The following is a 22,548-nucleotide window of genomic DNA, read 5'->3' as shown; positions in this document are numbered from 1 at the left end:
GCCCACGAACTGCCGTACCGATACAGAGCAGACAGGAGACAAGCCATGGCGACCACAGCCCACCTCGATACCTTCGCGCGCGACCGCCTGCCGCCGCCCGATATGTGGCCGGTGTTCCGCTTCAATGCCGATACCGACTACCCGGAGCGGATGAACGCCGCGGTGGAGCTGGTAGACCGCCACGTGCGCGAAGGCCGCGGCGAGCGCATCGCCATTCGTCACCGCCGCGACGGACAGATCGAGACGGTGACCTATGCGCAGCTGGCGGCGCTGGTCAACCGCATCGCCCGTGTGCTGGTCGAGGACATGCAACTGGTGCCCGGCAGCCGGGTGCTGCTGCGCGGGCCCAACAACCTGATGATGGCGGCCAGCTGGCTGGCCACGCTCAAGGCGGGCCTGGTTGCGGTGCCGACCATGCCGCTGCTGCGCGCCAAGGAGCTGAAGCAGATCATCGACAAGGCGCAGGTCGGTGCCGCGCTGTGCGATGCGCGGCTGCGCGAGGAGCTCGATGCCAACCAGCAGGCCGGCGGCGAATTCCATTGCCCGAGCCTGGCGCGCACGCTGTACTTCAACGGTGAAGGCGAGGGTTCGCTGGAGGCGGCGATAGCGGGCAAACCGGACGCCTTCGATGCCTGCGACACCGCCAGCGACGATGTCTGCCTGATCGCCTTTACCAGCGGCACCACCGGCCAGCCCAAGGGCACCATGCACTTCCATCGCGACGTGCTGGCGATGTGCGACCTGTTCCCGCGCCACGTGCTGCGTCCGCAGCCCGACGACGTGTTCTGCGGCACGCCGCCGATCGCGTTCACCTTCGGGCTGGGCGGCATGCTGTGTTTCCCGCTGCGCATCGGCGCCAGCGCCGTGCTGGCCGAGAAGCTGACGCCAGAGACGCTGCTCGGGCTGATCCAGGATTTCCGCGCCACCATCGTCTTTACCGCGCCCACCTTCTACCGGCAGATGGCAACGCTGGCGCCGCGCTATGACCTGTCCAGCCTGAAGAAGAGCGTGTCGGCCGGCGAAGCCCTGCCGGACGCCACGCGCCAGAGCTGGAAGGCGGCCACCGGCATCGAGATGACCGACGGCATCGGCGGCACGGAGATGATGCATATCTTTATCTCCAGCGCCGGCGCCGAGGTCAGGCCGGGCGCGATCGGGCGGGTGGTGCCGGGCTATGTCGCGCAGATCGTCGACGAGAACATGCAGCCCTTGCCGCCGGGGCAGGTCGGCAAGCTGGCGGTGCAGGGGCCGACCGGCTGCCGCTACCTGGACGATCCGCGCCAGTCCAACTATGTGAAGGCGGGCTGGAACTTGCCGGGCGACACCTTTTTCGTCGACGAGGACGGCTACTACTTCTACCAGGCGCGTTCGGACGACATGATCATCTCGGCTGGCTACAACATCGCCGGGCCGGAGGTGGAAAGTGCGCTGATGCAGCACGAGGCGGTTGCCGAATGCGGCGTGGTCGGGGCGCCCGACGATGAGCGCGGGCAGGTGGTCACTGCCTATGTGGTGCTGCGCGAGGGCACGGCACCGGACGACGCCACGCGCGCCGCGCTGCAGGACTACGTGAAGCGCCAGATCGCGCCCTACAAGTATCCGCGCCGCATTGTGTTCGTGCCGGCGCTGCCGCGCACCGAGACCGGCAAGCTGCAGCGCTTCCGGCTGCGCCAGATGGCGGAGCAGGGCAGCGGTGGCAACGGTCGTAACAACAACGGCGCGGGGAAGCCATGAGCCCCGTGTTCCGCAGCACCGTGCTGGTGCGCTTCAAGCACTGCGACGCCGCGGGCATCGTGTTCTACCCGCGCTATTTCGAGATGCTCAACGACTTCATCGAAGACTGGTTCGGCGAGGCGTTGGGCTGGCCCTTCGATGTCATGCACGGCGAGGGCCGCGCCGGCGTGCCCACCGCCGAGCTGGAGTGCCGCTTCCTGGCGCCCAGCCGGCTGGGCGAGGTGCTGACGCGCGAACTGCGCGTGCTGAAGCTGGGTCAGTCGAGCTTTACGCTCGCGATCCGCTTCGCCGGCCCGCATGACGATACCCGCATGGAAGTGACGCAGCGGCTGGTTTGCGTCGATACCGGCTCGATTGCCCCGCAGCCGCTTCCCGAAGCCGTGCGCGAGGCCATGTCGGCCTACCTGGTCGCCACGGCCTGAATCCAGGAATTTCATCCACTCATACAGATATCAACCGGAAAGCACCATGAAGATCCTGCAGCCGCCCGACTGGGCGCCCCCGCGTGGCTACGCCAACGGCACCATGACCGAAATGCAGGTCGGAAGCCGCCTGCTCTTTGTCAGCGGCCAGATCGGCTGGACCGGCAAATGTGAATTCGAGACCGACGACTTCGGCCTGCAGGTGGCGCAGGCGCTGCGCAACGTGGTTGCCGTGCTCGCGGCAGGCGACGCGCTGCCCGAGCATATCGTGCGCATGACCTGGTATGTGAAGGACAAGGCGGAATATGTCGGCGCCTATGGCGCGATCGGCCAGCATTACCGGGCCATCATCGGCCGCCACTTCCCGGCGATGACGGCGGTCGAGGTCGCGGACCTGGTGGAGCCGCGCGCCAAGGTGGAAATCGAGGTCACGGCGGTCGTGCCGCCACAGGCGTAACGTAGCAGGCACGGGCAGGACGGTGGCCGGCGGCATGGTGGCGCCGCCGCCTGCCGCATGCAAGTCCTTGAAAACTTGAGAAATTGGGTGGCGCGGGATATAATTCGAAAGTTTCGCTTTCAGAACCCTTCACCCTAGCGCCAACCGCTTTCCACCTTCCGCCGCCCCCATCCGCGCCGCCTTTGCTGTCCGCATTCAATGTGACGCAAGGAGCAGGTCGCGACCGGATCCGACCGCATCGGCGCAACGCCGCTGCCGCCGTCACGGATCCAGCCTGGGAGGCACGAGGCGTCGATTGGTCGGTCACGGGGTGAGTCCAGCAGGAGCCTACCCGTGTTACCGTCTTTTCCGTCCGCCATTCTCGCGCTAGCAGACGGCACGGTCTTTCGTGGCTATTCCATTGGCGCTTCCGGCCATACCATCGGTGAAGTGGTGTTCAACACCGCCATCACCGGTTACCAGGAAATCCTCACCGACCCGAGTTACTCGCGGCAGATCGTCACGCTGACGTATCCGCATATCGGTAACTACGGGGTCAATCCTGAGGATGTCGAAGCCACGAAAGTCCATGCCGCCGGCCTGATCATCAAGGATCTGCCGATCCTGGCCTCGAATTTCCGCAAGGAGCACACCCTTGCCCACTACCTGAAGCAGGAAAAGGTGGTGGCCATCGCCGGCATCGATACGCGCAAGCTGACGCGTATCCTGCGCGAAAAGGGTGCCCAGAATGGCTGCATCCTGGCCGGCGAAGACAATGTCCAGAAGGCCATTGACCTGGCCCGCTCGTTCCCCGGCCTGGCCGGCATGGACCTGGCCAAGGTGGTTTCGGTCAAGGAGCCGTACCAGTGGACCCAGTCCGAGTGGAAGCTGGGCGAAGGCTATGGCAAGCAGGACCAGCCGCAGTTCCACGTGGTCGCCTATGACTACGGCGTCAAGTACAACATCCTGCGCATGCTGGCCGAACGCGGCTGCAAGGTGACGGTGCTGCCCGCCCAGGCGAGCGCCGCCGACGCGCTGGCGCTGAATCCGGACGGCGTGTTCCTGTCCAACGGCCCCGGCGACCCCGAGCCGTGCGACTACGCCATCGCCGCCACGCGCGAGTTCATCGAGCGCGGAATCCCGACCTTCGGCATCTGCCTGGGCCACCAGATCATGGCCCTGGCCGTCGGCGCCAAGACCCTGAAGATGAAGTTTGGCCACCACGGCGCCAACCATCCGGTCAAGGACCTGGACGATGGCCGCGTGGTGATCACGTCGCAGAACCACGGTTTCGCGGTGGACGCCGACACGCTGCCGTCGAACGTGCGCGTCACGCACAAGTCGCTGTTCGACGGCTCGCTGCAGGGTTTCACGCTGACCGACAAGCCGGCCTTCTGCTTCCAGGGTCACCCGGAAGCCTCGCCCGGCCCGAACGACGTGGCTTACCTGTTCGACCGCTTTATCCAGCTGATGACCGACGCGCGCAAGTAAGCGCAGCCGGGAACAGCGCAGACACAGGGACATCCCATGAACGCCTTCATGCATACCGCTTTCGGCATCACCGATTTCTGGACCTATGTGCTGGGCACGATCTTTATCGTGCTGCTGCCGGGGCCGAACTCGATGTACGTGCTGTCGGTGGCGGCGCAGCGCGGCGTGCGCGCCGGCTATAAGGGCGCGTGCGGGGTGTTCCTGGGCGACTTCATGCTGATGGTGCTGTCGGCGGCGGGCGTGGCCTCGCTGCTCAAGGCCAGCCCGGCGCTGTTCTACGTGGTGAAGTACATCGGCGCGGCCTACCTGGCGTGGATCGGCTTGAACATGCTGCGCGGCGCGCTGCGCAGTTGGGCGGCACGCGGCGAGGCCGCGGCGGCGACGGTGCCGGCAGCCGCGCCGGACCAGTCCGACCCGTTCCGCAAGGCGCTGCTGATAAGCCTGCTGAACCCGAAGGCGATCCTGTTCTTCATCTCGTTCTTCATCCAGTTTGTCGACCCGGCCTTCGCTTACCCGGTGCTGTCGTTCGCCGCGCTGGGTGTGGTCTGCCAGTTCTTCAGCTTTGCCTACCTGACCACGATCATCTTCGTGGGCGCGAAGCTGGCCGAAGCGTTCCGGCGCCGCCGCAGGCTGTCGGCCGGCATGGCCAGCGGGGTAGGCGCGATGTTCATCGGCTTCGGCGCCAAGCTGGCGTCGGCCACGATGAACTGAGCAAGACGATATTTTTGAATCCTGACGGATTCCCTGATTACCGGCGCGGTCCGCAGGCAAGGCGGGCCGGCCCATAAAGAGAGCGTGCAATGCCAAAACGCACAGACATCAAGAGCATCCTGATCATCGGCGCGGGCCCCATCATCATCGGCCAGGCGTGCGAGTTCGATTATTCCGGCGCCCAGGCCTGCAAGGCGCTGCGCGAGGAAGGCTTCAAGGTCATCCTGGTCAATTCGAACCCGGCGACCATCATGACCGATCCCGCCACGGCCGATGTGACCTACATCGAGCCGATCACCTGGGAAGTGGTCGAGCGCATCATCGAGAAGGAACGCCCGGATGCGATCCTGCCGACCATGGGCGGCCAGACCGCGCTGAACTGCGCGCTGGACCTGCATCGTCACGGCGTGCTGGACAAGTACAAGGTCGAGCTGATCGGCGCGTCGCCGGAAGCCATCGACAAGGCCGAGGACCGCCAGAAGTTCAAGGACGCCATGACCAAGATCGGTCTGGGTTCGGCCAAGTCGGGCATCGCCCACTCGATGGACGAAGCCATGGCCGTGCAGTCGCGCATTGCCCAGGAAACCGGCACCGGCGGCTACCCGATCGTGATCCGCCCGTCGTTCACGCTGGGCGGCAGCGGCGGCGGCATCGCCTACAACCGCGAAGAATTCGAAGAGATCTGCAAGCGCGGCCTGGACCTGTCGCCGACGCGCGAGCTGCTGATCGAGGAATCGCTGCTGGGCTGGAAAGAGTATGAGATGGAAGTGGTCCGCGACAAGAAGGACAACTGCATCATCATCTGCTCGATCGAGAACCTGGACCCGATGGGCATCCACACCGGCGACTCGATCACCGTGGCCCCGGCCCAGACCCTGACCGACAAGGAATACCAGATCCTGCGCAACGCCTCGCTCGCCGTGCTGCGCGAGATCGGCGTCGACACCGGCGGCTCCAACGTGCAGTTCTCGATCAACCCGAAGGACGGTCGCATGATCGTCATCGAGATGAACCCGCGCGTGTCGCGTTCGTCGGCGCTGGCGTCCAAGGCCACCGGCTTCCCGATCGCCAAGGTCGCGGCCAAGCTGGCCGTGGGCTACACGCTGGACGAGCTGAAGAACGAAATTACCGGCGGCGCGACCCCGGCTTCGTTCGAGCCGTCGATCGACTACGTGGTCACCAAGGTGCCGCGTTTCGCGTTTGAGAAATTCCCGCAGGCCGACAGCCACCTGACCACCCAGATGAAGTCGGTGGGCGAGGTGATGGCCATGGGCCGCACCTTCCAGGAGTCGTTCCAGAAAGCCCTGCGCGGCCTGGAAGTTGGCGTCGACGGCCTGGACGAAAAGTCGTCGGACCGCGACGAAGTCGTCGAGGAAATCGGCGAAGCCGGCCCCGACCGCATCTGGTACGTGGGCGATGCCTTCCGCCTGGGCATGTCGCTGGAAGAGGTCTATGCCGAGACCGACATCGACCCGTGGTTCCTGGCCCAGATCGAAGACATCATCAAGACCGAAGGCCTGGTCAAGTCACGCACGCTGGAAAGCCTGTCGACCGCCGAGCTGCGTTTCCTGAAGCAGAAGGGCTTCTCGGACCGCCGCCTGGCCAGGCTGCTGAAGACCGATGCCAAGGCCGTGCGCGAGGCGCGCATCGCCCAGAACGTGCGTCCGGTCTACAAGCGCGTGGACACCTGCGCCGCCGAGTTCGCCACCAACACCGCCTACATGTACTCGACCTACGAGGCCGAGCATGGCGAGTGCGAGGCGCAGCCGACGGACAAGAAGAAGATCATGGTGCTGGGTGGTGGCCCGAACCGGATCGGCCAGGGCATCGAGTTCGACTACTGCTGCGTGCACGCCGCGCTGGCGCTGCGCGAAGACGGGTACGAGACCATCATGGTCAACTGCAACCCGGAAACCGTGTCGACCGACTATGACACCTCGGACCGCCTGTACTTCGAGCCGGTCACGCTGGAAGACGTGCTGGAGATCGTCGCCATCGAGAAGCCGGTGGGCGTGATCGTGCAGTACGGCGGCCAGACTCCGCTGAAGCTGGCGCTGGACCTGGAAGCCAACGGCGTGCCCATCATCGGCACCAGCCCCGACATGATCGACGCGGCCGAAGACCGCGAGCGCTTCCAGAAGCTGCTGCAGGAGCTGGGCCTGCGCCAGCCGCCCAACCGCACCGCGCGTGCCGAGGACGAAGCGCTGCGCCTGGCCGAAGAGATCGGCTATCCGCTGGTGGTGCGCCCGTCGTACGTGCTGGGCGGCCGCGCCATGGAAATCGTGCATGAGCCGCGCGACCTCGAGCGCTACATGCGCGAGGCCGTCAAGGTCTCGAACGACTCCCCGGTGCTGCTGGACCGCTTCCTGAACGACGCCATCGAGTGCGACGTCGACGCCCTGTGCGACGGCAAGCGCGTGTTCATCGGCGGCGTGATGGAGCACATCGAGCAGGCTGGCGTGCACTCGGGCGACTCCGCCTGCTCGCTGCCGCCGTACTCGCTGTCGGCCGAGACCGTGGCCGAACTGAAGCGCCAGACCGCCGCCATGGCCCGCGCCCTGAACGTGGTCGGCCTGATGAACGTGCAGTTCGCGATCCAGCAGAACGACGGCGTTGATACCGTGTACGTGCTGGAAGTGAACCCGCGCGCCTCGCGTACCGTGCCGTATGTGTCCAAGGCCACCGGCTTGCAGCTGGCCAAGATCGCCGCGCGCTGCATGGCCGGCCAGTCGCTGGACGAGCAGGAGATTGGCGAAGAAGTCGTCCCGCCGTACTACAGTGTCAAGGAAGCGGTGTTCCCGTTCAACAAGTTCCCCGGCGTCGATCCGGTCCTCGGACCTGAAATGCGCTCGACCGGCGAAGTGATGGGCGTGGGCAAGGCCTTCGGCGAGGCGCTGTTCAAGAGCCAGCTGGCCGCGGGCTCGCGCCTGCCGGAAAAGGGCACCGTGCTGATCACCGTGAAGGACAGCGACAAGCCGCGCGCCGTTGGCGTGGCCCGCATGCTGCACGACATGGGCTACCCGATCGTTGCCACCCGCGGCACCGCCTCGGCCATCGAAGCCGCCGGCATCCCGGTGAAGGTGGTCAACAAGGTCAAGGACGGCCGTCCGCATATCGTCGACATGATCAAGAACGGCGAACTGGCGCTGGTGTTCACCACCGTGGACGAAACCCGCACCGCGATTGCCGATTCGCGCTCGATCCGTACCTCGGCGCTGGCCCACCGCATTCCTTACTACACCACCATCGCCGGCGCCCGCGCCGCGGTGGAGGGCCTGAAGCACATGCAGAGCCTGGAGGTCTACGACCTGCAGAGCCTGCACGCCTCGCTGGCCTGAAGCCCCGTACGTAAGGCAAGCGGCACATCGCCGCTGGCCGGGCGCGTTGCGCCCGGTTAAGGCCAGGAAGCCCGCCGGAGTTGCTGCCGGCGGGCTTCCTGGCCTAAACTACGTCAAATTCGTCGATCGATGCGGCGTGCCTGCATTCGGTCCTGTCTGAAAGCCGCGGTTGAGCGGAAGTGCCCTGGCAGCATTTGCCAGGGATGGCTCCAGCTCCGCTGCGGCTCATTTTTTTGTTGAACGTAGACATGAGCACCATTCCGATTACCAAGCGTGGCGCAGAGCTCCTGAAGGAGGAGCTGCAGCGCCTGAAGGCTGTCGAGCGTCCGGCGGTGATCAATGCGATCTCGGAGGCCCGCGCACAGGGCGACCTGTCTGAAAACGCCGAATACGACGCCGCCAAGGAAAAGCAGGGCTTTATCGAAGGCCGCATCCTGGAAGTGGAGGCCAAGCTGTCGGCCGCGCAGATCATCGACCCGACCCAGCTCGACACCGACGGCCGCATCGTTTTTGGCGCCACCGTGGACCTGGAAGACCTGGAGTCCGGCAGCCCGGTCAGCTACCAGATCGTGGGCGATGACGAGGCCGACATCGATACTGGCAAGATCTCGGTCAGCTCGCCGATCGCGCGTGCGCTGATCGGCAAGTTCGAAGGCGACGTCGCAATCGTGCTGGCCCCTGGCGGCGAGCGCGAGTACGAAGTCATTACCGTACGCTATATCTGACGCCGGCCCGGCCGGCAGGCTTGCACCTGGCGCGGCCCCCGGAAAGACCGGCACGTGTTCTCCAATTCCTATAACAATCTGCCGCCGCTGCCGCACCGCATCTTCCTGCTGCTGACGGTGGCGTGGGCGGGCAGTCTCTGGACCGTCGGCTATATGGTGGCGCCGACGCTGTTTTCGGTGCTTCCCAGCCGCGAGATGGCGGGCATGATCGCCGGGCAGCTGTTCCATACTGAGGCCATCGTCGGGGTCACCATCGGCGTGTTGCAGCTGGTGCTGTGCAACGTGATGATCCGGCGCGGCGCCCACCGCTATCGCGGCCTGCGCTGGCTGGTGCTGGGCATGCTGTGCTGCGTGCTGGCGGGCTACTTCGGCACCCAGCCGTTCATGGCCGGCCTGAAGGAAAAGGCGCTGGCGCTGGGTGTCGGCGTTTCGGAATCGCCTTACAAGGCGCAGTTCGGCATGCTGCACGGCGTGTCGAGCGCCTTCTACCTGCTGCAAAGCCTGCTGGCGCTGGTGCTGGTGTGGCGCGCTTCGGCGCCGCGTTCGGCCGGGGAGTGAAACCGGCCGCCGGCACGGCCACAGGCGTGGCGTGCCGGCATAGGGGGCGCCTGGCGGCGCCCCGTCATGCTTCAGCTGGCAGTGTTCAGCCCAGCGCCTTCTTCTTCTGGCTGCTCGGGCGTGCGCGCGAACGCTTCACATTGCCGCCGGCGGTGACGCGCTCGTTGCCAAGCACCGTAACCTCCTTGCGGGTCGGACGGCGGTTCGGCGCAGCGCTGGGCTTCTTGACCGTCACCGTGCGCGGGGCCGCGCCGCCACGGCGGGCGGGGGTGTGGCGGCCCAGGTCTTCGGCCTGGTTTTCCTTCAGGCGCGCTTCGCCCGGACGCCAGACCACCAGCAGCTTGCCGATATGCTGGATCGGCGCGGCGCTGAGCTGGTCGCAGATTTCCTCGTAGATGGCGATGCGCGCATCGCGATCGTCGCCGAACACGCGGATCTTGATCAGGTCGTGGGCGGCCAGGCTGCGGTCGATCTCGGCCAGTACGGCACGGGTCAGGCCTTCAGCGCCGACCATCACGACCGGGTTCAGGGCATGGGCACGGGAGCGCAGGTCAGAGCGCTGGGCGGGAACTAGTTGTAGAGCGGGCATAGGTTGGCGCTGATTATTAGGCGCTTGAAATAGTGATAGAGCGCTAGGCGCTGGAAATCGGGCGCTGCAGCCCGCGCCGGTCGTGACACGGCGGGTCGGGCAAGGACAGGCTGCCGACGGCCGCCCCGGGGGCGGCAAGCCGGCAGCTGATAAGGCGAGCCGGCGGGTCGGGATGCGGATTGGCGCGTATTATCCGTCAATCCGGCACTGTCGGGCAGCAAAATCATCAAAACAGTAGGAAAACCTTCGCGGGCGGCATTGACCGGCGGGCGGGGGCAGGGAACAGGCTGGTAACTGGCATGGCAAAAAACAAGTTCAATCACTCGTGGCTGCACGACCACATCAACGATCCGTACGTGAAAATGGCACAGCGCGAGGGCTATCGCGCTCGCGCGGCCTACAAGCTCAAGGAGATCGACGAGCAGGACAAGCTGATCCGCCCCGGCCAGGTGATCGTCGACCTGGGCGCGGCGCCCGGCAGCTGGAGCCAGTACGCCCGCAACAAGCTGGCGGACTCGCCCCGGGCCAAGGACGGCAGGATCGATGGCGCCGTGGTGGCGATCGACCTGCTGCCGATGGAGCCTGTCGCTGACGTCACTTTCATCCAGGGTGACTTCCGCGAGGAATCGGTCTTCCGCGAACTGGAAAGCGTGGTGCTGGACGCCTCCGGCGGTAACAAGATTGACCTTGTTTTGTCCGACATGGCCCCCAATTTGTCTGGTGTAGCCTTCGCCGATGCAGCACGGATCGAGTACCTGTGCGACCTGGCGCTGGAATTTGCGCAGGCCCACCTCAAGCCGGAGGGGGCATTGCTGGTAAAGTGCTTCCACGGGAGCGGCTACAGCCAGATCGTGGAAAAGTTCAAGCGGCATTTCAAGGTGGTTGCGAAACGCAAGCCCAAGGCGTCTCGCGACAAGTCTTCCGAAACCTTTATCCTTGGGCGCTACCTCAAGGCAGTGGATTGACCGGTCTCGATACAAGCCAGGGCGAAAAAAGAAGCGTGGAAAGTGCCCCACCCGGTGCTATCGGCATCATAGTTTCTCTGTTTCCCCCCGAGGGCGGGCGCTGCATTACAATGCAGCTATCCGTTGGCAAGGCAATTGCAAAGGAGTTCGGCCTTGAATAACAACCTGTTTCAAAAGGCGGCAATCTGGCTCGTGATCGCGCTGGTGTTGTTTACCGTCTTCAAGCAGTTCGACAAGCCCCGTGCGCAGGACAGCGTCACCTATTCGCAGTTCATGGATGACGCCAAGAACGGCAAGGTGTCGCGTGTCGACGTGCAGGGCCGCAACCTGGTGGTCTCGCCTAAGGAAGGCGCCAAGTACACCATCATCTCGCCGGGCGACATCTGGATGGTCGGCGACCTGATGAAGTACGGCGTCCAGGTGACCGGCAAGGCGGACGACGAACCCAACGTGCTGGTCCAGGCCCTGTATTACCTCGGGCCGACCCTGCTGATCATCGTGTTCTGGTTCTACATGATGCGTCAGATGCAGGGTGGCGGCAAAGGCGGCGCTTTCTCATTCGGCAAGTCGCGTGCGCGCCTGATCGACGAGAACCAAAACGCCGTCACGTTTCAGGACGTGGCCGGCTGCGACGAGTCCAAGGAAGAAGTGGTTGAGCTGGTCGACTTCCTGAAGGACCCGCAGAAATTCCAGAAGCTGGGCGGGCGCATTCCGCGCGGCGTGCTGCTGGTTGGCCCTCCGGGTACCGGCAAGACGCTGCTGGCACGTGCCATTGCCGGCGAGGCCAAGGTGCCGTTCTTCAGCATCTCGGGTTCTGACTTCGTGGAAATGTTCGTTGGCGTGGGCGCGGCCCGTGTGCGCGACATGTTCGAGAACGCCAAGAAGCAGGCCCCTTGCATCGTGTTCATCGATGAAATCGACGCGGTCGGCCGCCATCGTGGCGCCGGCATGGGCGGCGGCAACGACGAGCGCGAGCAGACGCTGAACCAGATGCTGGTCGAGATGGACGGCTTCGAGGCGAACTCGGGCGTGATCGTGATCGCCGCGACCAACCGTGCCGATGTGCTGGACAAGGCGCTGCTGCGTCCGGGCCGTTTCGACCGCCAGGTCTACGTGGGCCTGCCGGATATCCGCGGCCGCGAGCAGATCCTGAAGGTCCATATGCGCAAGGTGCCGATCGGCAACGATGTCGACGCCTCGATCATCGCGCGCGGTACCCCGGGCTTCTCGGGTGCGGATCTGGCCAACCTGGTCAATGAAGCTGCACTGTTTGCCGCCCGCCGGAGCAAGCGCGTGGTCGACATGCAGGACTTCGAGGATGCCAAGGACAAGATCTACATGGGTCCGGAGCGCAAGTCGACGGTCATGCGCGAAGAAGAGCGCCGGGCCACGGCTTACCACGAGTCGGGCCATGCGGTGGTGGCCAAGCTGCTGCCCAAGGCCGACCCGGTGCACAAGGTCACCATCATGCCGCGTGGCTGGGCGCTGGGCGTGACCTGGCAGTTGCCGGAGCATGACAAGTATTCGAAGTACAAGGACAGCATGCTGGAAGAGGTCGCGATCCTCTTCGGCGGCCGCGCGGCGGAAGAGGTCTTCCTCAACGCCATGAGCACCGGCGCTTCCAACGACTTCGAGCGTGCCACCAAGCTCGCCCGCGACATGGTGACCCGCTTTGGCATGAGCGACTCGCTGGGCGCCATGGTCTACGTGGACACCGAGCAGGACGGCATGTTCGGCAAGCTGTCGTCGAAGACCGTGTCGGAAGCCACGCAGCAGAAGGTCGACGCCGAGATCCGCCGCATCATCGACGAGCAATATGCGCTGGCCAAGCGCCTGCTCGAAGAGAACCGCGACAAGGTCGAAGCCATGACCAACGCGCTGATGGAGTGGGAAACCATCGATGCCGACCAGGTCAACGACATCATGGCCGGCAAGCCGCCGCGTCCGCCGCGCGGTGCGTCGGGCCAGAACGGCGGCGGCAGCACGCCTCCGGGCGGCTCGCCGGTGGCGCCGACCAACGCGCCCGCCACGGCCTGATCCTGCCTCGTCCACTGAGGACGCCGTAGTGATGGCGGTGTAGTGCCCGTCCCTGAAGCCGGTGCCTGGTGCACCGGCTTTTCCTTTGGCGCGGCATCCGCCGCGTCCGGATTGAATCAAGCATTCCTACCTTGCAGCAGACTTCTCAGACCCGGCATTTCCAGTGCGGCCGTTTTCGCTTTGCCCTGGACCAGCGCCCGCTGGTGATGGGCATTCTCAACGTCACGCCCGACTCCTTCTCCGATGGCGGCCAGCATGCCAGCCGGGACGCGGCGCTGCGCCATGCCGGGCAGATGATCGCCGAGGGCGTGGACATCATCGACATCGGCGGGGAATCGAGCCGGCCCGGTTCGGCGGCGCTGCCGCTGGAGGACGAGCTGGCGCGCGTGATCCCGGTGGTGGAAGCGCTGCGCGACTGCGGCAAGCCCCTGTCGATCGATACCTATAAGCCCGAGGTCATGCGCGCCGCACTTGCGGCCGGAGCCGATCTCATCAACGATATCTGGGGTTTCCGCATGCCGGGCGCGGTCGAGGCCGTGGCTGCGGGGCAGGCGGGCCTGTGCGTGATGCATATGCAGCGCGATCCGCAGACCATGCAGGAAGACCCGCACTACGATGACGTGGTCGCCGAGGTGGCCGGGTTCCTTGCCGAGCGCATTGCCGTGCTGCGCGCTGCCGGTATCGATGATGCGCGCATATCCCTCGATCCGGGGTTTGGCTTCGGCAAGACACCCGATCATAATCTGCGCCTGCTCGGCCAACTGCCGCGGCTGGCACTTGAGGGCCTGCCGCTACTGGCGGGCATCTCGCGCAAGTCCACGCTGGGCGCGGTTCTCGGTGGCCGGCCGCCGCAGCAGCGTGTTGCGGCCAGCATTGCCGCGGCGGTGTGTGCGCTGGAGCGCGGAGCATTTATCGTGCGCGTGCATGATGTGGAGCAGACGGTGGATGCCGTGAAGACCTGGTGGGCGGTGCGCAACGAGTCCGTTGGCGCGAGCTGAACCAGCCGCGGCCACTGCAGGCAGAACAACGATCAGAGTACAGAAAGGAAATCAGCGAATGACACGCAAGTATTTCGGGACAGATGGCGTGCGGGGCAGGGTCGGCGAGGCGCCGATCACGCCGGACTTCGTGATGCGCCTGGGCCATGCGGCCGGCAAGGTGCTGGCCCACGGCGCCAAGACCGGGCAAGGCAAGCCGACCGTGCTGATCGGCAAGGACACGCGCATTTCCGGCTATATGCTGGAAGCGGCGCTGGAAGCCGGCTTTACCTCGGCCGGCGTGCACGTGCTGCTGACCGGCCCGCTGCCGACGCCGGGCATTGCCTACCTGACGCGGGCGCTGCGGCTGTCTGCCGGCGTGGTGATCTCGGCCAGCCACAATCCCTACTACGACAACGGCATCAAGTTCTTTTCGGCCGACGGCGACAAGCTGCCCGATGAGGTCGAGGCGGAGATCGAGGCTGCCATCGAAGAGCCGATGGTGTGCGCGCCATCCGATGACCTGGGCCGCGCGCGCCGCATCAACGATGCCCCCGGCCGCTATATTGAGTTCTGCAAGAGCACCTTCCCGCACGAGCAGGACCTGTACGGCCTGAAGCTGGTGGTCGACTGCGCCCATGGCGCGGCCTACCACATCGCGCCGCACGTGTTCCATGAGCTGGGCGCCGACGTGATTTCGATCGGCAACCAGCCGGACGGCCGCAATATCAACGACGGCTACGGCGCCACCGCGCCGGGCAAGCTGATTGAGGCAGTCAAGGCCCATGGCGCCGACCTGGGCCTCGCCTTTGACGGCGACGCCGACCGCTTGCAGGTGGTGGATGCCGACGGCCGTCTCTACAACGGCGACGAACTGCTGTATCTGATCGTGCGCGACCGCCAGGCCGCCGGCCAGGCGGTGCCGGGTGCCGTGGGCACGTTGATGACCAATATGGCGGTGGAGCTGGCGCTCAAGCGCCAGGGCGTGGAATTCGTGCGCGCCAAGGTGGGCGACCGCTATGTGCTGGAGGAGTTGAACAAGCGCAGCTGGATGCTGGGCGGCGAGGGCTCCGGCCACCTGCTGTGCCTGGACCGCCACAGCACCGGCGACGGCATTGTGTCGGCGTTGCAGGTGCTGGCCGCGCTACGCCGCAGCGGCAAGACCCTGGCGCAGTTGCTCGAGGGCGTAAGGCTGTTCCCGCAGACGCTGATCAATGTGCGCGTGCAGAAGGGCTTCGACTGGCAGTCGCATGCCGGCCTGCAGGCCGCGCGCGCGGCGGTCGAGCCTGAACTGGAGGGCCGCGGCCGGGTGCTGATTCGTGCCTCCGGCACCGAACCGGTGGTGCGCGTGATGGTGGAGGCAGAGCAGGCCGAAATGGCCGAGCGCACGGCTCGGCGGCTGGCGGATGCCTTGGGCGCCTGATACGCCGCACCCTGACCAGGAACGCCGGGCCCGCCCCGGCGTTTTTTTTGTCCCATAAAGCAATTAACCGCCGTCATCTTGTGCCGGCATGACAGCCTGATGGCAACGGTGATCCCTTGCTGGAGGCCGGTTTCAAGAAGATTTAAAGATGTCACAGAATTGTCATAGAGGGAGCATAGAGTTCGTCTTGTCAAAAATTTGTCATTCCCAACCAATGTTCTCTGGAGGACATATGAAGCTGGTCAAGACTGCCGTGGCAGGCATCGTTTCGATGGTGGTGGCGGGTACTGCGTTCGCGGCGGAAATTACCGGTGCAGGCGCTTCTTTCCCGGCGCCCGTGTATTCCAAGTGGGCCGACGCATACCAAAAAGCAACGGGTAACAAGGTCAACTATCAATCCATCGGCTCGTCGGGCGGGATCAAGCAGATCGGCGCCAAGACGGTCGATTTCGGTGCCTCGGACGCGCCGCTGAAGGACGAGGACCTGAACAAGCAGGGCCTGGTCCAGTTCCCGACCGTGATCGGCGGCGTGGTGCCGGTGATCAACCTGCAGGGCGTGAAGCCGGGCGAACTGACCATCACGGGCGAAGTGCTGGCCAACATCTACCTGGGCAAGATCAAGAAGTGGGATGACCCCGCGATCAAGGCGCTGAACCCGCAAGCCAAGCTGCCGAGCCAGGACATCCTGCCGGTGCGCCGCGCCGACGGTTCGGGCACGACCTTCATCTTCACCAACTACCTGTCCAAGGTCAGCCCGGACTGGAAGAGCGCGGTGGGCGAAGGCACCACGGTCAACTGGCCGGGCGGCGGCACCGGCGGCAAGGGCAACGAGGGCGTGGCCGCCTTCGTGCAGCGCCTGAATGGCGCGATCGGCTATGTCGAATACGCCTACGCCAAGCAGAACAAGATGACCCACCTGAACATGAAGAACGCCTCGGGTGCCGTGGTCAAGCCGGGTGACGACGCCTTCAAGGCCGCCGCCGCCGGTGCCGACTGGAGCAAGAGCTACTACCAGATCCTGACCAACCAGGCGGGCAAGGAAGCCTGGCCGATCGCCGGCGCCACCTTCATCCTGGTCCACAAGAACCAGGAAAAGGCCGCGCAGGGTGCCGAAGTGCTGAAGTTCTTCGACTGGGCCTACAAGAGCGGTGCCAACATGGCCGCCGACCTCGACTACGTGCCGCTGCCGGAAAACGTTGTGAACCAGATCCGTTCGACCTGGAAGACCAGCGTCAAGGACGCCTCGGGCAAGGCGCTGTACTGATCCTGACGGCATCGCCGGCCCTGCGTGAGTGCGGGGCCGGTGGCCGGGCTGCCCGAAACTGGCCCGGACACCGGGCTCCCGCCCAGGCGGGAGCGGCGATCCACCCTGAATTCCCGACATGGCGACTACCCCCTCCGAGATCCGCAACGTCCAGCCCCCGAGCCGCATGGGCGACATCCTGTTCGGCGGCCTGACGCGGGGCGCCGCGATCGTGACGCTGCTGCTGCTGGGCGGCATTATCGTCTCGCTCGCAATCAGTGCCTGGCCGTCGATCCAGACTTTCGGCGCGCGCTTCCTGTGGACCGCGGAGTGGGATCCTCCCGCCGATGTCTATGGCGCGCTGGTGCCCATCTACGGCACCATCGTGACCTCGCTGATCGCGCTGATCATCGCCGTGCCGGTGAGCTTCGGCATCGCGCTGTTCCTGACCGAGCTGTCGCCGGCCTGGCTGCGCCGCCCGCTGGGCACCGCCATCGAACTGCTGGCCGCAGTGCCGTCGATTGTCTACGGCATGTGGGGCCTGCTCGTGTTCGCGCCGATCTTCGGCGAGTATTTCCAGAAGCCCCTGGCCGCCACGGTGGGCCAGCTGCCGGTGATCGGCAAGCTGTTCCAGGGCGCGCCGCTGGGCATCGGCCTGCTGTGCGCGGGCGTGATCCTGGCGATCATGATCATCCCCTACATTGCATCGGTGATGCGCGACGTGTTTGAAGTCACCCCGGTGCTGCTCAAGGAATCCGCCTACGGCGTGGGCTGCACCACCTGGGAAGTGATGTGGAACGTGGTGCTGCCCTACACCCGCGCTGGTGTCATCGGCGGCGTGATGCTGGGCCTAGGCCGCGCACTGGGCGAGACCATGGCCGTGACCTTCGTGATCGGCAACACCAACCTGCTGGACAGCGCCTCGCTGTTCTCGCCGGGCAACAGCATCACCTCGGCGCTCGCCAACGAGTTTGCCGAAGCCGGCGCCGGCCTGCACACCGCCGCGCTGATGGAACTGGGCCTGATCCTGTTCTTCATTACCTTTGTGGTGCTGGCGCTGTCCAAGCTGCTGCTGCTGCGACTGGCAAAGAATGAGGGAACCAAATGAGCGCGAGTCAAGCCGTGTCTACCGTATCGATCCCGGCGGTCCGCCCCGACGCGGATGCCATCCGCACCCGGCTGCAGGCGCGCCGCCGCCGCACCAACCTGTACGCACTGACCGCCTCGCTGGCGGCGATGGGCTTCGGCCTGTTCTGGCTGGCGTGGATCCTGTGGACCACCGTCACGCTGGGCGTGGGCGGCCTGTCGCTGGACTTGTTCACGCAGATGACACCGGCGCCGAATACCGCCGGCGGCGGCCTGGCCAACGCCATCTTCGGCAGCTTCGTGATGGTCGGCATGGCCACGCTGTTCGGCACGCCGCTGGGCATCCTGGCCGGCATCTACCTGGCCGAGTACGGCAAGAGCTCGCCGCTGGCCAGCTTTATCCGCTTTATCAACGACATCCTGCTGTCGGCGCCGTCGATCGTGATCGGCCTCTTTGTCTACGCGCTGGTGGTGACCCGCATGGGCCACTTCTCGGGCTGGGCCGGGATCTGCGCGCTGGCGCTGCTGCAGGTGCCGATCGTGGTGCGCACCACCGAGAATATGCTGAACCTGGTGCCCAACGCGCTGCGCGAGGCTGCCTTCGCACTCGGCACGCCCAAGTGGAAGATGGTGCTGTCGATCACGGTGAAGTCATCCTACGCCGGGATTGTGACCGGGGTGTTGCTGGCCGTCGCCCGTATCGCCGGCGAAACCGCGCCGCTGCTGTTCACCGCGCTGTCCAACCAGTTCTGGACCAGCGACCTGAACAAGCCGATGGCCAACCTGCCGGTGACGATATTCCGCTTTGCCATGAGCCCGTTCACTGAATGGCAGCAGTTGGCCTGGGCGGGTGTGTTCCTGATTACGCTCGGCGTGCTGGCCCTGAATATCCTGGCGCGCATCCTGTTCAAGAAATAAGCGGCGCGGCCGGTAGTCCGTCCCGCCCCAAAGACTGCAAGCGAGAAACGCAATGACCTCCACCGTCATCGACATTCCCGATTCGGTACGCGCCAAGATCGACGTGCGCAACCTGAACTTCTACTACAGCCAGTTTCATGCGCTGAAAGACATCAACATGTCGATCCCAGACCGCAAGGTCACGGCCTTCATCGGACCGTCGGGCTGTGGCAAGTCGACGCTGCTGCGCACCTTCAACAAGATGTATGCGCTGTATCCCGAACAGCGCGCCGAGGGTGAGATCAACATGGACGGCGAAAACCTGCTGACCGCCCGCCAGGACATCGCGCTCCTGCGCGCCAAGGTCGGCATGGTGTTCCAGAAGCCGACGCCGTTCCCGATGTCGATCTACGACAACATCGCGTTCGGCGTGCGCCTGTTCGAGAAGCTGTCGCGCTCGGAGATGGACGACCGCGTGGAATGGGCGCTGACCAAGGCGGCGCTGTGGAACGAAGCTAAGGACAAGCTGCACCAGTCCGGCTACGGCCTGTCCGGCGGCCAGCAGCAGCGCCTGTGCATCGCACGCGGCATTGCCATCCGCCCGGAAGTGCTGCTGCTGGACGAGCCGTGCTCGGCGCTGGACCCGATCTCCACCGGCCGCATCGAAGAGCTGATCGCGGAACTGAAGGACGAGTACACGGTCGTGATCGTCACCCACAACATGCAGCAGGCGGCGCGCTGCTCGGACTACACCGCCTACATGTACCTGGGCGAACTGATCGAGTTCGGCGAAACCGAGAAGATCTTCATCAAGCCGCACCGCAAGGAAACGGAAGACTACATTACCGGCCGCTTCGGTTGATTCGGCCGATTGTCACCGCAAGGCGTAGCATACAAAGAGCGGCCAGGAGAATCCCATGCCAGACAAGCACCTGTCGACCCAGTTCGACGCAGACCTCAACGCGATCAACACCAAGCTGCTGCAGATGGGCGGCCTGGTCGAGTCGCAGATCGAGCTCGCCATGCGCGCGCTGGCCGACTTCGACGGCGAGACCGCCGACCAGGTCATCGCCCGGGAGATCCAGCTCAACGCGCTGGAAGTCGAGATCGATGCCGACTGCGGCAACATCATTGCCCGGCGCCAGCCGACCGCGCGCGACCTGCGCCTGGTGATGGCCATCTCCAAGACCATTACCAACCTGGAGCGCGCCGGCGACGAAGCCGAGAAGATCGCCAAGCGCACCAAGCACATCATGGAAGACGCGTCGGCGCACAGCATCAACTACGCCGAGGTCAAGCTCTCGGGCGAGATGGCGATCTCGCTGCTGCGCCAGGCGCTGGACGCCTTTGCGCGCCTGGACACCGTGGCGGCGGCGCGCATCGTCAAGGACGACAAGGCCATCGACGAGGAATTCCGCGGCTTCGTGCGCAAGCTGATCACGTACATGATGGAAGACCCGCGTACGATCTCGGTCGCGCTGGATTTCCTGTTCATCGCCAAGGCGGTGGAGCGCATCGGCGATCACGCCAAGAACATCGCGGAGTTTATCATTTACATTGTCAAGGGGACGGACGTCCGCCATGTCTCGCGCGAGGACATGGAGCGCGAAGCGCTGAGCTGAACTCAGCCGCCCACGGAGAACAAAACACATGCCAAGCAGTATTCTCGTTGTCGAAGACGAACCGGCGATCGCCGAACTGATCGCCGTGAACCTGCAGCACGCGGGGCACTATCCGATCCGGGCCTACAACGCCGAGCAGGCGCTGTCGCTGATGAGCGACGTGCTGCCCGACCTGGTGCTGCTTGACTGGATGCTCCCGGGCAAGTCGGGCGCGAACTTCGCCAAGGAGTTGCGGGCCAACGACCGCACCCGCCAGATCCCGATCATCATGCTGACCGCCCGCGGCGAGGAGCAGGACAAGGTGATGGGGCTTGAGGCCGGCGCCGACGACTACGTCACCAAGCCGTTCTCACCCAAGGAGCTGCTGGCGCGGATCAAGGCCGTGCTGCGCCGCCGCGCGCCGCAGCTGACCGATGACGTCGTGGCCATCAACGGCCTGCGCCTGGACCCGGCCACGCACCGCGTCACCGGCCAGGACGACAGCGGCGCGATCAAGCTGGACCTGGGTCCGACCGAGTTTCGGCTGTTGCACTTCCTGATGACGCATCCGGAACGCGTGCACAGCCGCTCGCAACTGCTCGACCAGGTCTGGGGCGACCATGTCTTTGTCGAGGAGCGCACCGTCGACGTTCATATCAAGCGCCTGCGCGCGGCGCTCACCCCCGGCGGGTACAGCAATATGATCGAAACCGTGCGCGGCAGCGGTTACCGCCTGGCGCGCACGCCCGGCGCCTGACGCGCCGGGCACGGCAGGGCGGCTGACGTACCGCCCTGCCGGCATCGCCCACGCTGCTGGCAGGGCACGGCGAATTCGTGGCACACTCCGTCGCAACCCTGCAGCCTTCCGTGGCTGCGAGCCTGAACCCTGCGCATGAATGTCATCTGGGCCCGTTCCGTGGCCATCCTGATCAGCCTGCTGGTGCTGTCCGCCGGTGTTTACCTGGCCGTGGGCCCGGTGCCGGCGCTGGCGCTGGCATGCGTATCGCTGCTCGGGCTGCTGTTCTACTACCTGTACCAGATCAATCGCCTGTGGAAGGTGCTGGATGCGCCGGTCTACGGCGAGATTCCCAGTGCACTCGGACTTTGGGGCGAGGTGTATTACCGGCTGCACCGGCTGGTCAAGCGCTGGCGCACCCAGGTGCTGCAGGTCGAGCAGCAGCATACGCGCTTTATCCAGGCCATCCAGGCTTCGCCCAACGGCGTGCTGATGCTGGACGACGCCGACCAGATCGAATGGTGCAACGACGTGGCTGAGCAGCATTTCGGCCTGAACGCGCGCCGCGATGTGCGCCAGCGCATCACCCACCTGATCCGCCGCCCCGAGTTCGTCCACTATCTGACTCGGCAGCGATTCGACGATCCGCTGGTAATGCGCGACATGGGCGAACACAAGCACAGCGTGATCGCGGTGCAGATCCTGCCCTATGGCGACCACCGCAAGCTGGTGATTACGCAGGACATCACCAAGCTCGAAAACACCGAGGCGATGCGGCGCGACTTCGTTGCCAACGTGTCGCACGAACTGAAGACGCCGCTGACGGTGCTGACCGGCTTCCTGGAGACCGTGCGCGACCTGCCGGTATCGGAGGACGACCGGCGCCGCTACATCGACATGATGCTGGCGCAGTCGGTGCGCATGCAGAGCATCGTCGAAGACCTGCTGGCGCTGGCCAAGCTGGAAAGCGATGCGCAGCCCCCCGGCAATGACGTCGTGCCGATCCGCGCAATGGTGGCGCACCTGACGCACGACGCCGAGGCGCTGTCGCAGGGCCGGCACCAGGTAGCCGCCGAGATCGACCCGACCGTGGGCATGCGCGGCGCCGAGACCGAGCTGCTGTCGGCCCTGGGCAACCTGGTGTCGAACGCCGTGCGCTACACCCCGGACGGCGGCCGCATCACCATGCGGCTGGCCTGGGAAGACGGCCACGCGGTGTTCTCGGTGGCCGATACCGGCCTGGGCATCGCGCCCGAGCATATTCCCCGGCTGACCGAGCGCTTCTACCGTGTCGACCGCAGCCGCTCTCGCGACACCGGCGGCACCGGGCTGGGGTTGGCCATCGTCAAGCACGTCCTGTCGCGCCACCATGCGGAGCTGCGCGTGACCAGCGAAGAGGGCCGGGGGAGCACGTTCCGCGTGGTTTTCCCGCTCGAGCGCAGCCTGCGCTCGGCCGGGGAAGGCGCAAATACGCCAGCGCCAGGCAGCCCGACCGAGCCGCCGCAGGCGCCCCACACGTCGCGGCGCGCAGCCTGACCCACAAGCAAAAACCCCGCTGCGGCGGGGTTTTTGCTTGCCT

General features: G+C 65.3%; 20 protein-coding genes. 19 read left to right on the top strand and 1 reads right to left on the bottom strand.

The features are described from left to right. The first annotated feature begins 45 nt into the window (after positions 1-45). From A3A5_RS0103835 to A3A5_RS0103800, 8 genes are all read left to right on the top strand, one after another. Complete coding sequence (locus tag A3A5_RS0103835; protein ID WP_018309316.1) at positions 46-1,734, top strand: AMP-binding protein; 1,689 nt, start codon at positions 46-48, stop codon at positions 1,732-1,734. Then, positions 1,731-2,156, top strand: a complete 426-nt coding sequence (locus A3A5_RS0103830; protein WP_018309315.1) for a thioesterase family protein — start codon at positions 1,731-1,733, stop codon at positions 2,154-2,156. The genes A3A5_RS0103835 and A3A5_RS0103830 overlap by 4 nt, the downstream gene beginning before the upstream one ends. A 46-nt stretch (positions 2,157-2,202) precedes the next feature. Continuing rightward, on the top strand, positions 2,203-2,613 hold the full coding sequence (locus A3A5_RS0103825; RefSeq protein WP_018309314.1) for a RidA family protein: 411 nt from the start codon (positions 2,203-2,205) through the stop codon (positions 2,611-2,613). A 333-nt stretch (positions 2,614-2,946) separates the two neighbouring features. Then, a complete protein-coding gene (carA, locus tag A3A5_RS0103820; protein WP_026200427.1) occupies positions 2,947-4,083 on the top strand; it encodes a glutamine-hydrolyzing carbamoyl-phosphate synthase small subunit in 1,137 nt (378 codons plus the stop codon). 36 nt (positions 4,084-4,119) lie between these two features. Further along, positions 4,120-4,794: a leucine efflux protein LeuE gene (gene leuE, locus A3A5_RS0103815; RefSeq protein ID WP_018309312.1), complete on the top strand. Its 675-nt coding sequence runs from the start codon at positions 4,120-4,122 to the stop codon at positions 4,792-4,794. 89 nt (positions 4,795-4,883) lie between these two features. Beyond that, on the top strand, positions 4,884-8,132 hold the full coding sequence (gene carB, locus A3A5_RS0103810) for a carbamoyl-phosphate synthase large subunit (RefSeq protein ID WP_018309311.1): 3,249 nt from the start codon (positions 4,884-4,886) through the stop codon (positions 8,130-8,132). A 248-nt stretch (positions 8,133-8,380) separates the two neighbouring features. Beyond that, on the top strand, positions 8,381-8,857 hold the full coding sequence (gene greA / locus A3A5_RS0103805; RefSeq protein WP_018309310.1) for a transcription elongation factor GreA: 477 nt from the start codon (positions 8,381-8,383) through the stop codon (positions 8,855-8,857). 54 nt (positions 8,858-8,911) lie between these two features. Next, the gene (locus A3A5_RS0103800; RefSeq protein WP_018309309.1) at positions 8,912-9,415 is read left to right on the top strand and encodes a DUF4149 domain-containing protein; all 504 of its coding nucleotides are present in this window, start codon (positions 8,912-8,914) and stop codon (positions 9,413-9,415) included. An 85-nt stretch (positions 9,416-9,500) separates the two neighbouring features. Here the strand turns inward: A3A5_RS0103800 and A3A5_RS0103795 are convergent, their stop codons facing one another. After that, complete coding sequence (locus A3A5_RS0103795) at positions 9,501-10,004, bottom strand: YhbY family RNA-binding protein (RefSeq protein WP_026200426.1); 504 nt, start codon at positions 10,002-10,004, stop codon at positions 9,501-9,503. A 299-nt stretch (positions 10,005-10,303) separates the two neighbouring features. Between A3A5_RS0103795 and A3A5_RS0103790 the strand changes: the two genes are divergently transcribed. The 11 genes from A3A5_RS0103790 to phoR all read left to right on the top strand — a co-directional run bounded on the left by A3A5_RS0103790 (position 10,304) and on the right by phoR (position 22,505). Next, entirely contained in the window at positions 10,304-10,969 is a 666-nt protein-coding gene (locus A3A5_RS0103790) for an RlmE family RNA methyltransferase (RefSeq protein WP_010814316.1), read from the top strand. A 153-nt stretch (positions 10,970-11,122) separates the two neighbouring features. Then, positions 11,123-13,006: an ATP-dependent zinc metalloprotease FtsH gene (ftsH, locus tag A3A5_RS0103785; protein ID WP_018309307.1), complete on the top strand. Its 1,884-nt coding sequence runs from the start codon at positions 11,123-11,125 to the stop codon at positions 13,004-13,006. A 131-nt stretch (positions 13,007-13,137) separates the two neighbouring features. Beyond that, complete coding sequence (gene folP, locus A3A5_RS0103780; protein WP_018309306.1) at positions 13,138-14,004, top strand: dihydropteroate synthase; 867 nt, start codon at positions 13,138-13,140, stop codon at positions 14,002-14,004. Positions 14,005-14,062: 58 nt separating this feature from the next. Further along, entirely contained in the window at positions 14,063-15,406 is a 1,344-nt protein-coding gene (gene glmM / locus A3A5_RS0103775; protein ID WP_018309305.1) for a phosphoglucosamine mutase, read from the top strand. A 232-nt stretch (positions 15,407-15,638) separates the two neighbouring features. After that, positions 15,639-16,670, top strand: a complete 1,032-nt coding sequence (gene pstS / locus A3A5_RS0103770; protein ID WP_018309304.1) for a phosphate ABC transporter substrate-binding protein PstS — start codon at positions 15,639-15,641, stop codon at positions 16,668-16,670. A gap of 118 nt (positions 16,671-16,788) precedes the next feature. After that, positions 16,789-17,757, top strand: a complete 969-nt coding sequence (gene pstC, locus A3A5_RS0103765; protein WP_026200425.1) for a phosphate ABC transporter permease PstC — start codon at positions 16,789-16,791, stop codon at positions 17,755-17,757. After that, on the top strand, positions 17,754-18,653 hold the full coding sequence (pstA, locus tag A3A5_RS0103760; protein WP_018309302.1) for a phosphate ABC transporter permease PstA: 900 nt from the start codon (positions 17,754-17,756) through the stop codon (positions 18,651-18,653). The genes pstC and pstA overlap by 4 nt, the downstream gene beginning before the upstream one ends. Before the next feature lie 52 nt (positions 18,654-18,705). Next, the gene (gene pstB / locus A3A5_RS0103755; protein WP_013957282.1) at positions 18,706-19,494 is read left to right on the top strand and encodes a phosphate ABC transporter ATP-binding protein PstB; all 789 of its coding nucleotides are present in this window, start codon (positions 18,706-18,708) and stop codon (positions 19,492-19,494) included. Between the two features lie 55 nt (positions 19,495-19,549). Further along, positions 19,550-20,254 carry a phosphate signaling complex protein PhoU gene (gene phoU / locus A3A5_RS0103750; protein WP_018309301.1) on the top strand — a complete coding sequence of 235 codons (705 nt, stop codon included), beginning with the start codon at positions 19,550-19,552 and terminating at the stop codon, positions 20,252-20,254. A gap of 28 nt (positions 20,255-20,282) precedes the next feature. After that, a complete protein-coding gene (gene phoB, locus A3A5_RS0103745) occupies positions 20,283-20,990 on the top strand; it encodes a phosphate regulon transcriptional regulator PhoB (protein WP_018309300.1) in 708 nt (235 codons plus the stop codon). Between the two features lie 135 nt (positions 20,991-21,125). Then, positions 21,126-22,505: a phosphate regulon sensor histidine kinase PhoR gene (phoR, locus tag A3A5_RS0103740; protein WP_018309299.1), complete on the top strand. Its 1,380-nt coding sequence runs from the start codon at positions 21,126-21,128 to the stop codon at positions 22,503-22,505. The last annotated feature ends 43 nt before the right edge of the window (positions 22,506-22,548 follow it).

It is taken from the genome of Cupriavidus sp. UYPR2.512 (genome assembly GCF_000379565.1).
GTDB lineage: Bacteria > Pseudomonadota > Gammaproteobacteria > Burkholderiales > Burkholderiaceae > Cupriavidus.
Note: the sequence above shows the minus strand (reverse complement) of the source record. Positions and strands in the feature narration are given on the sequence as shown.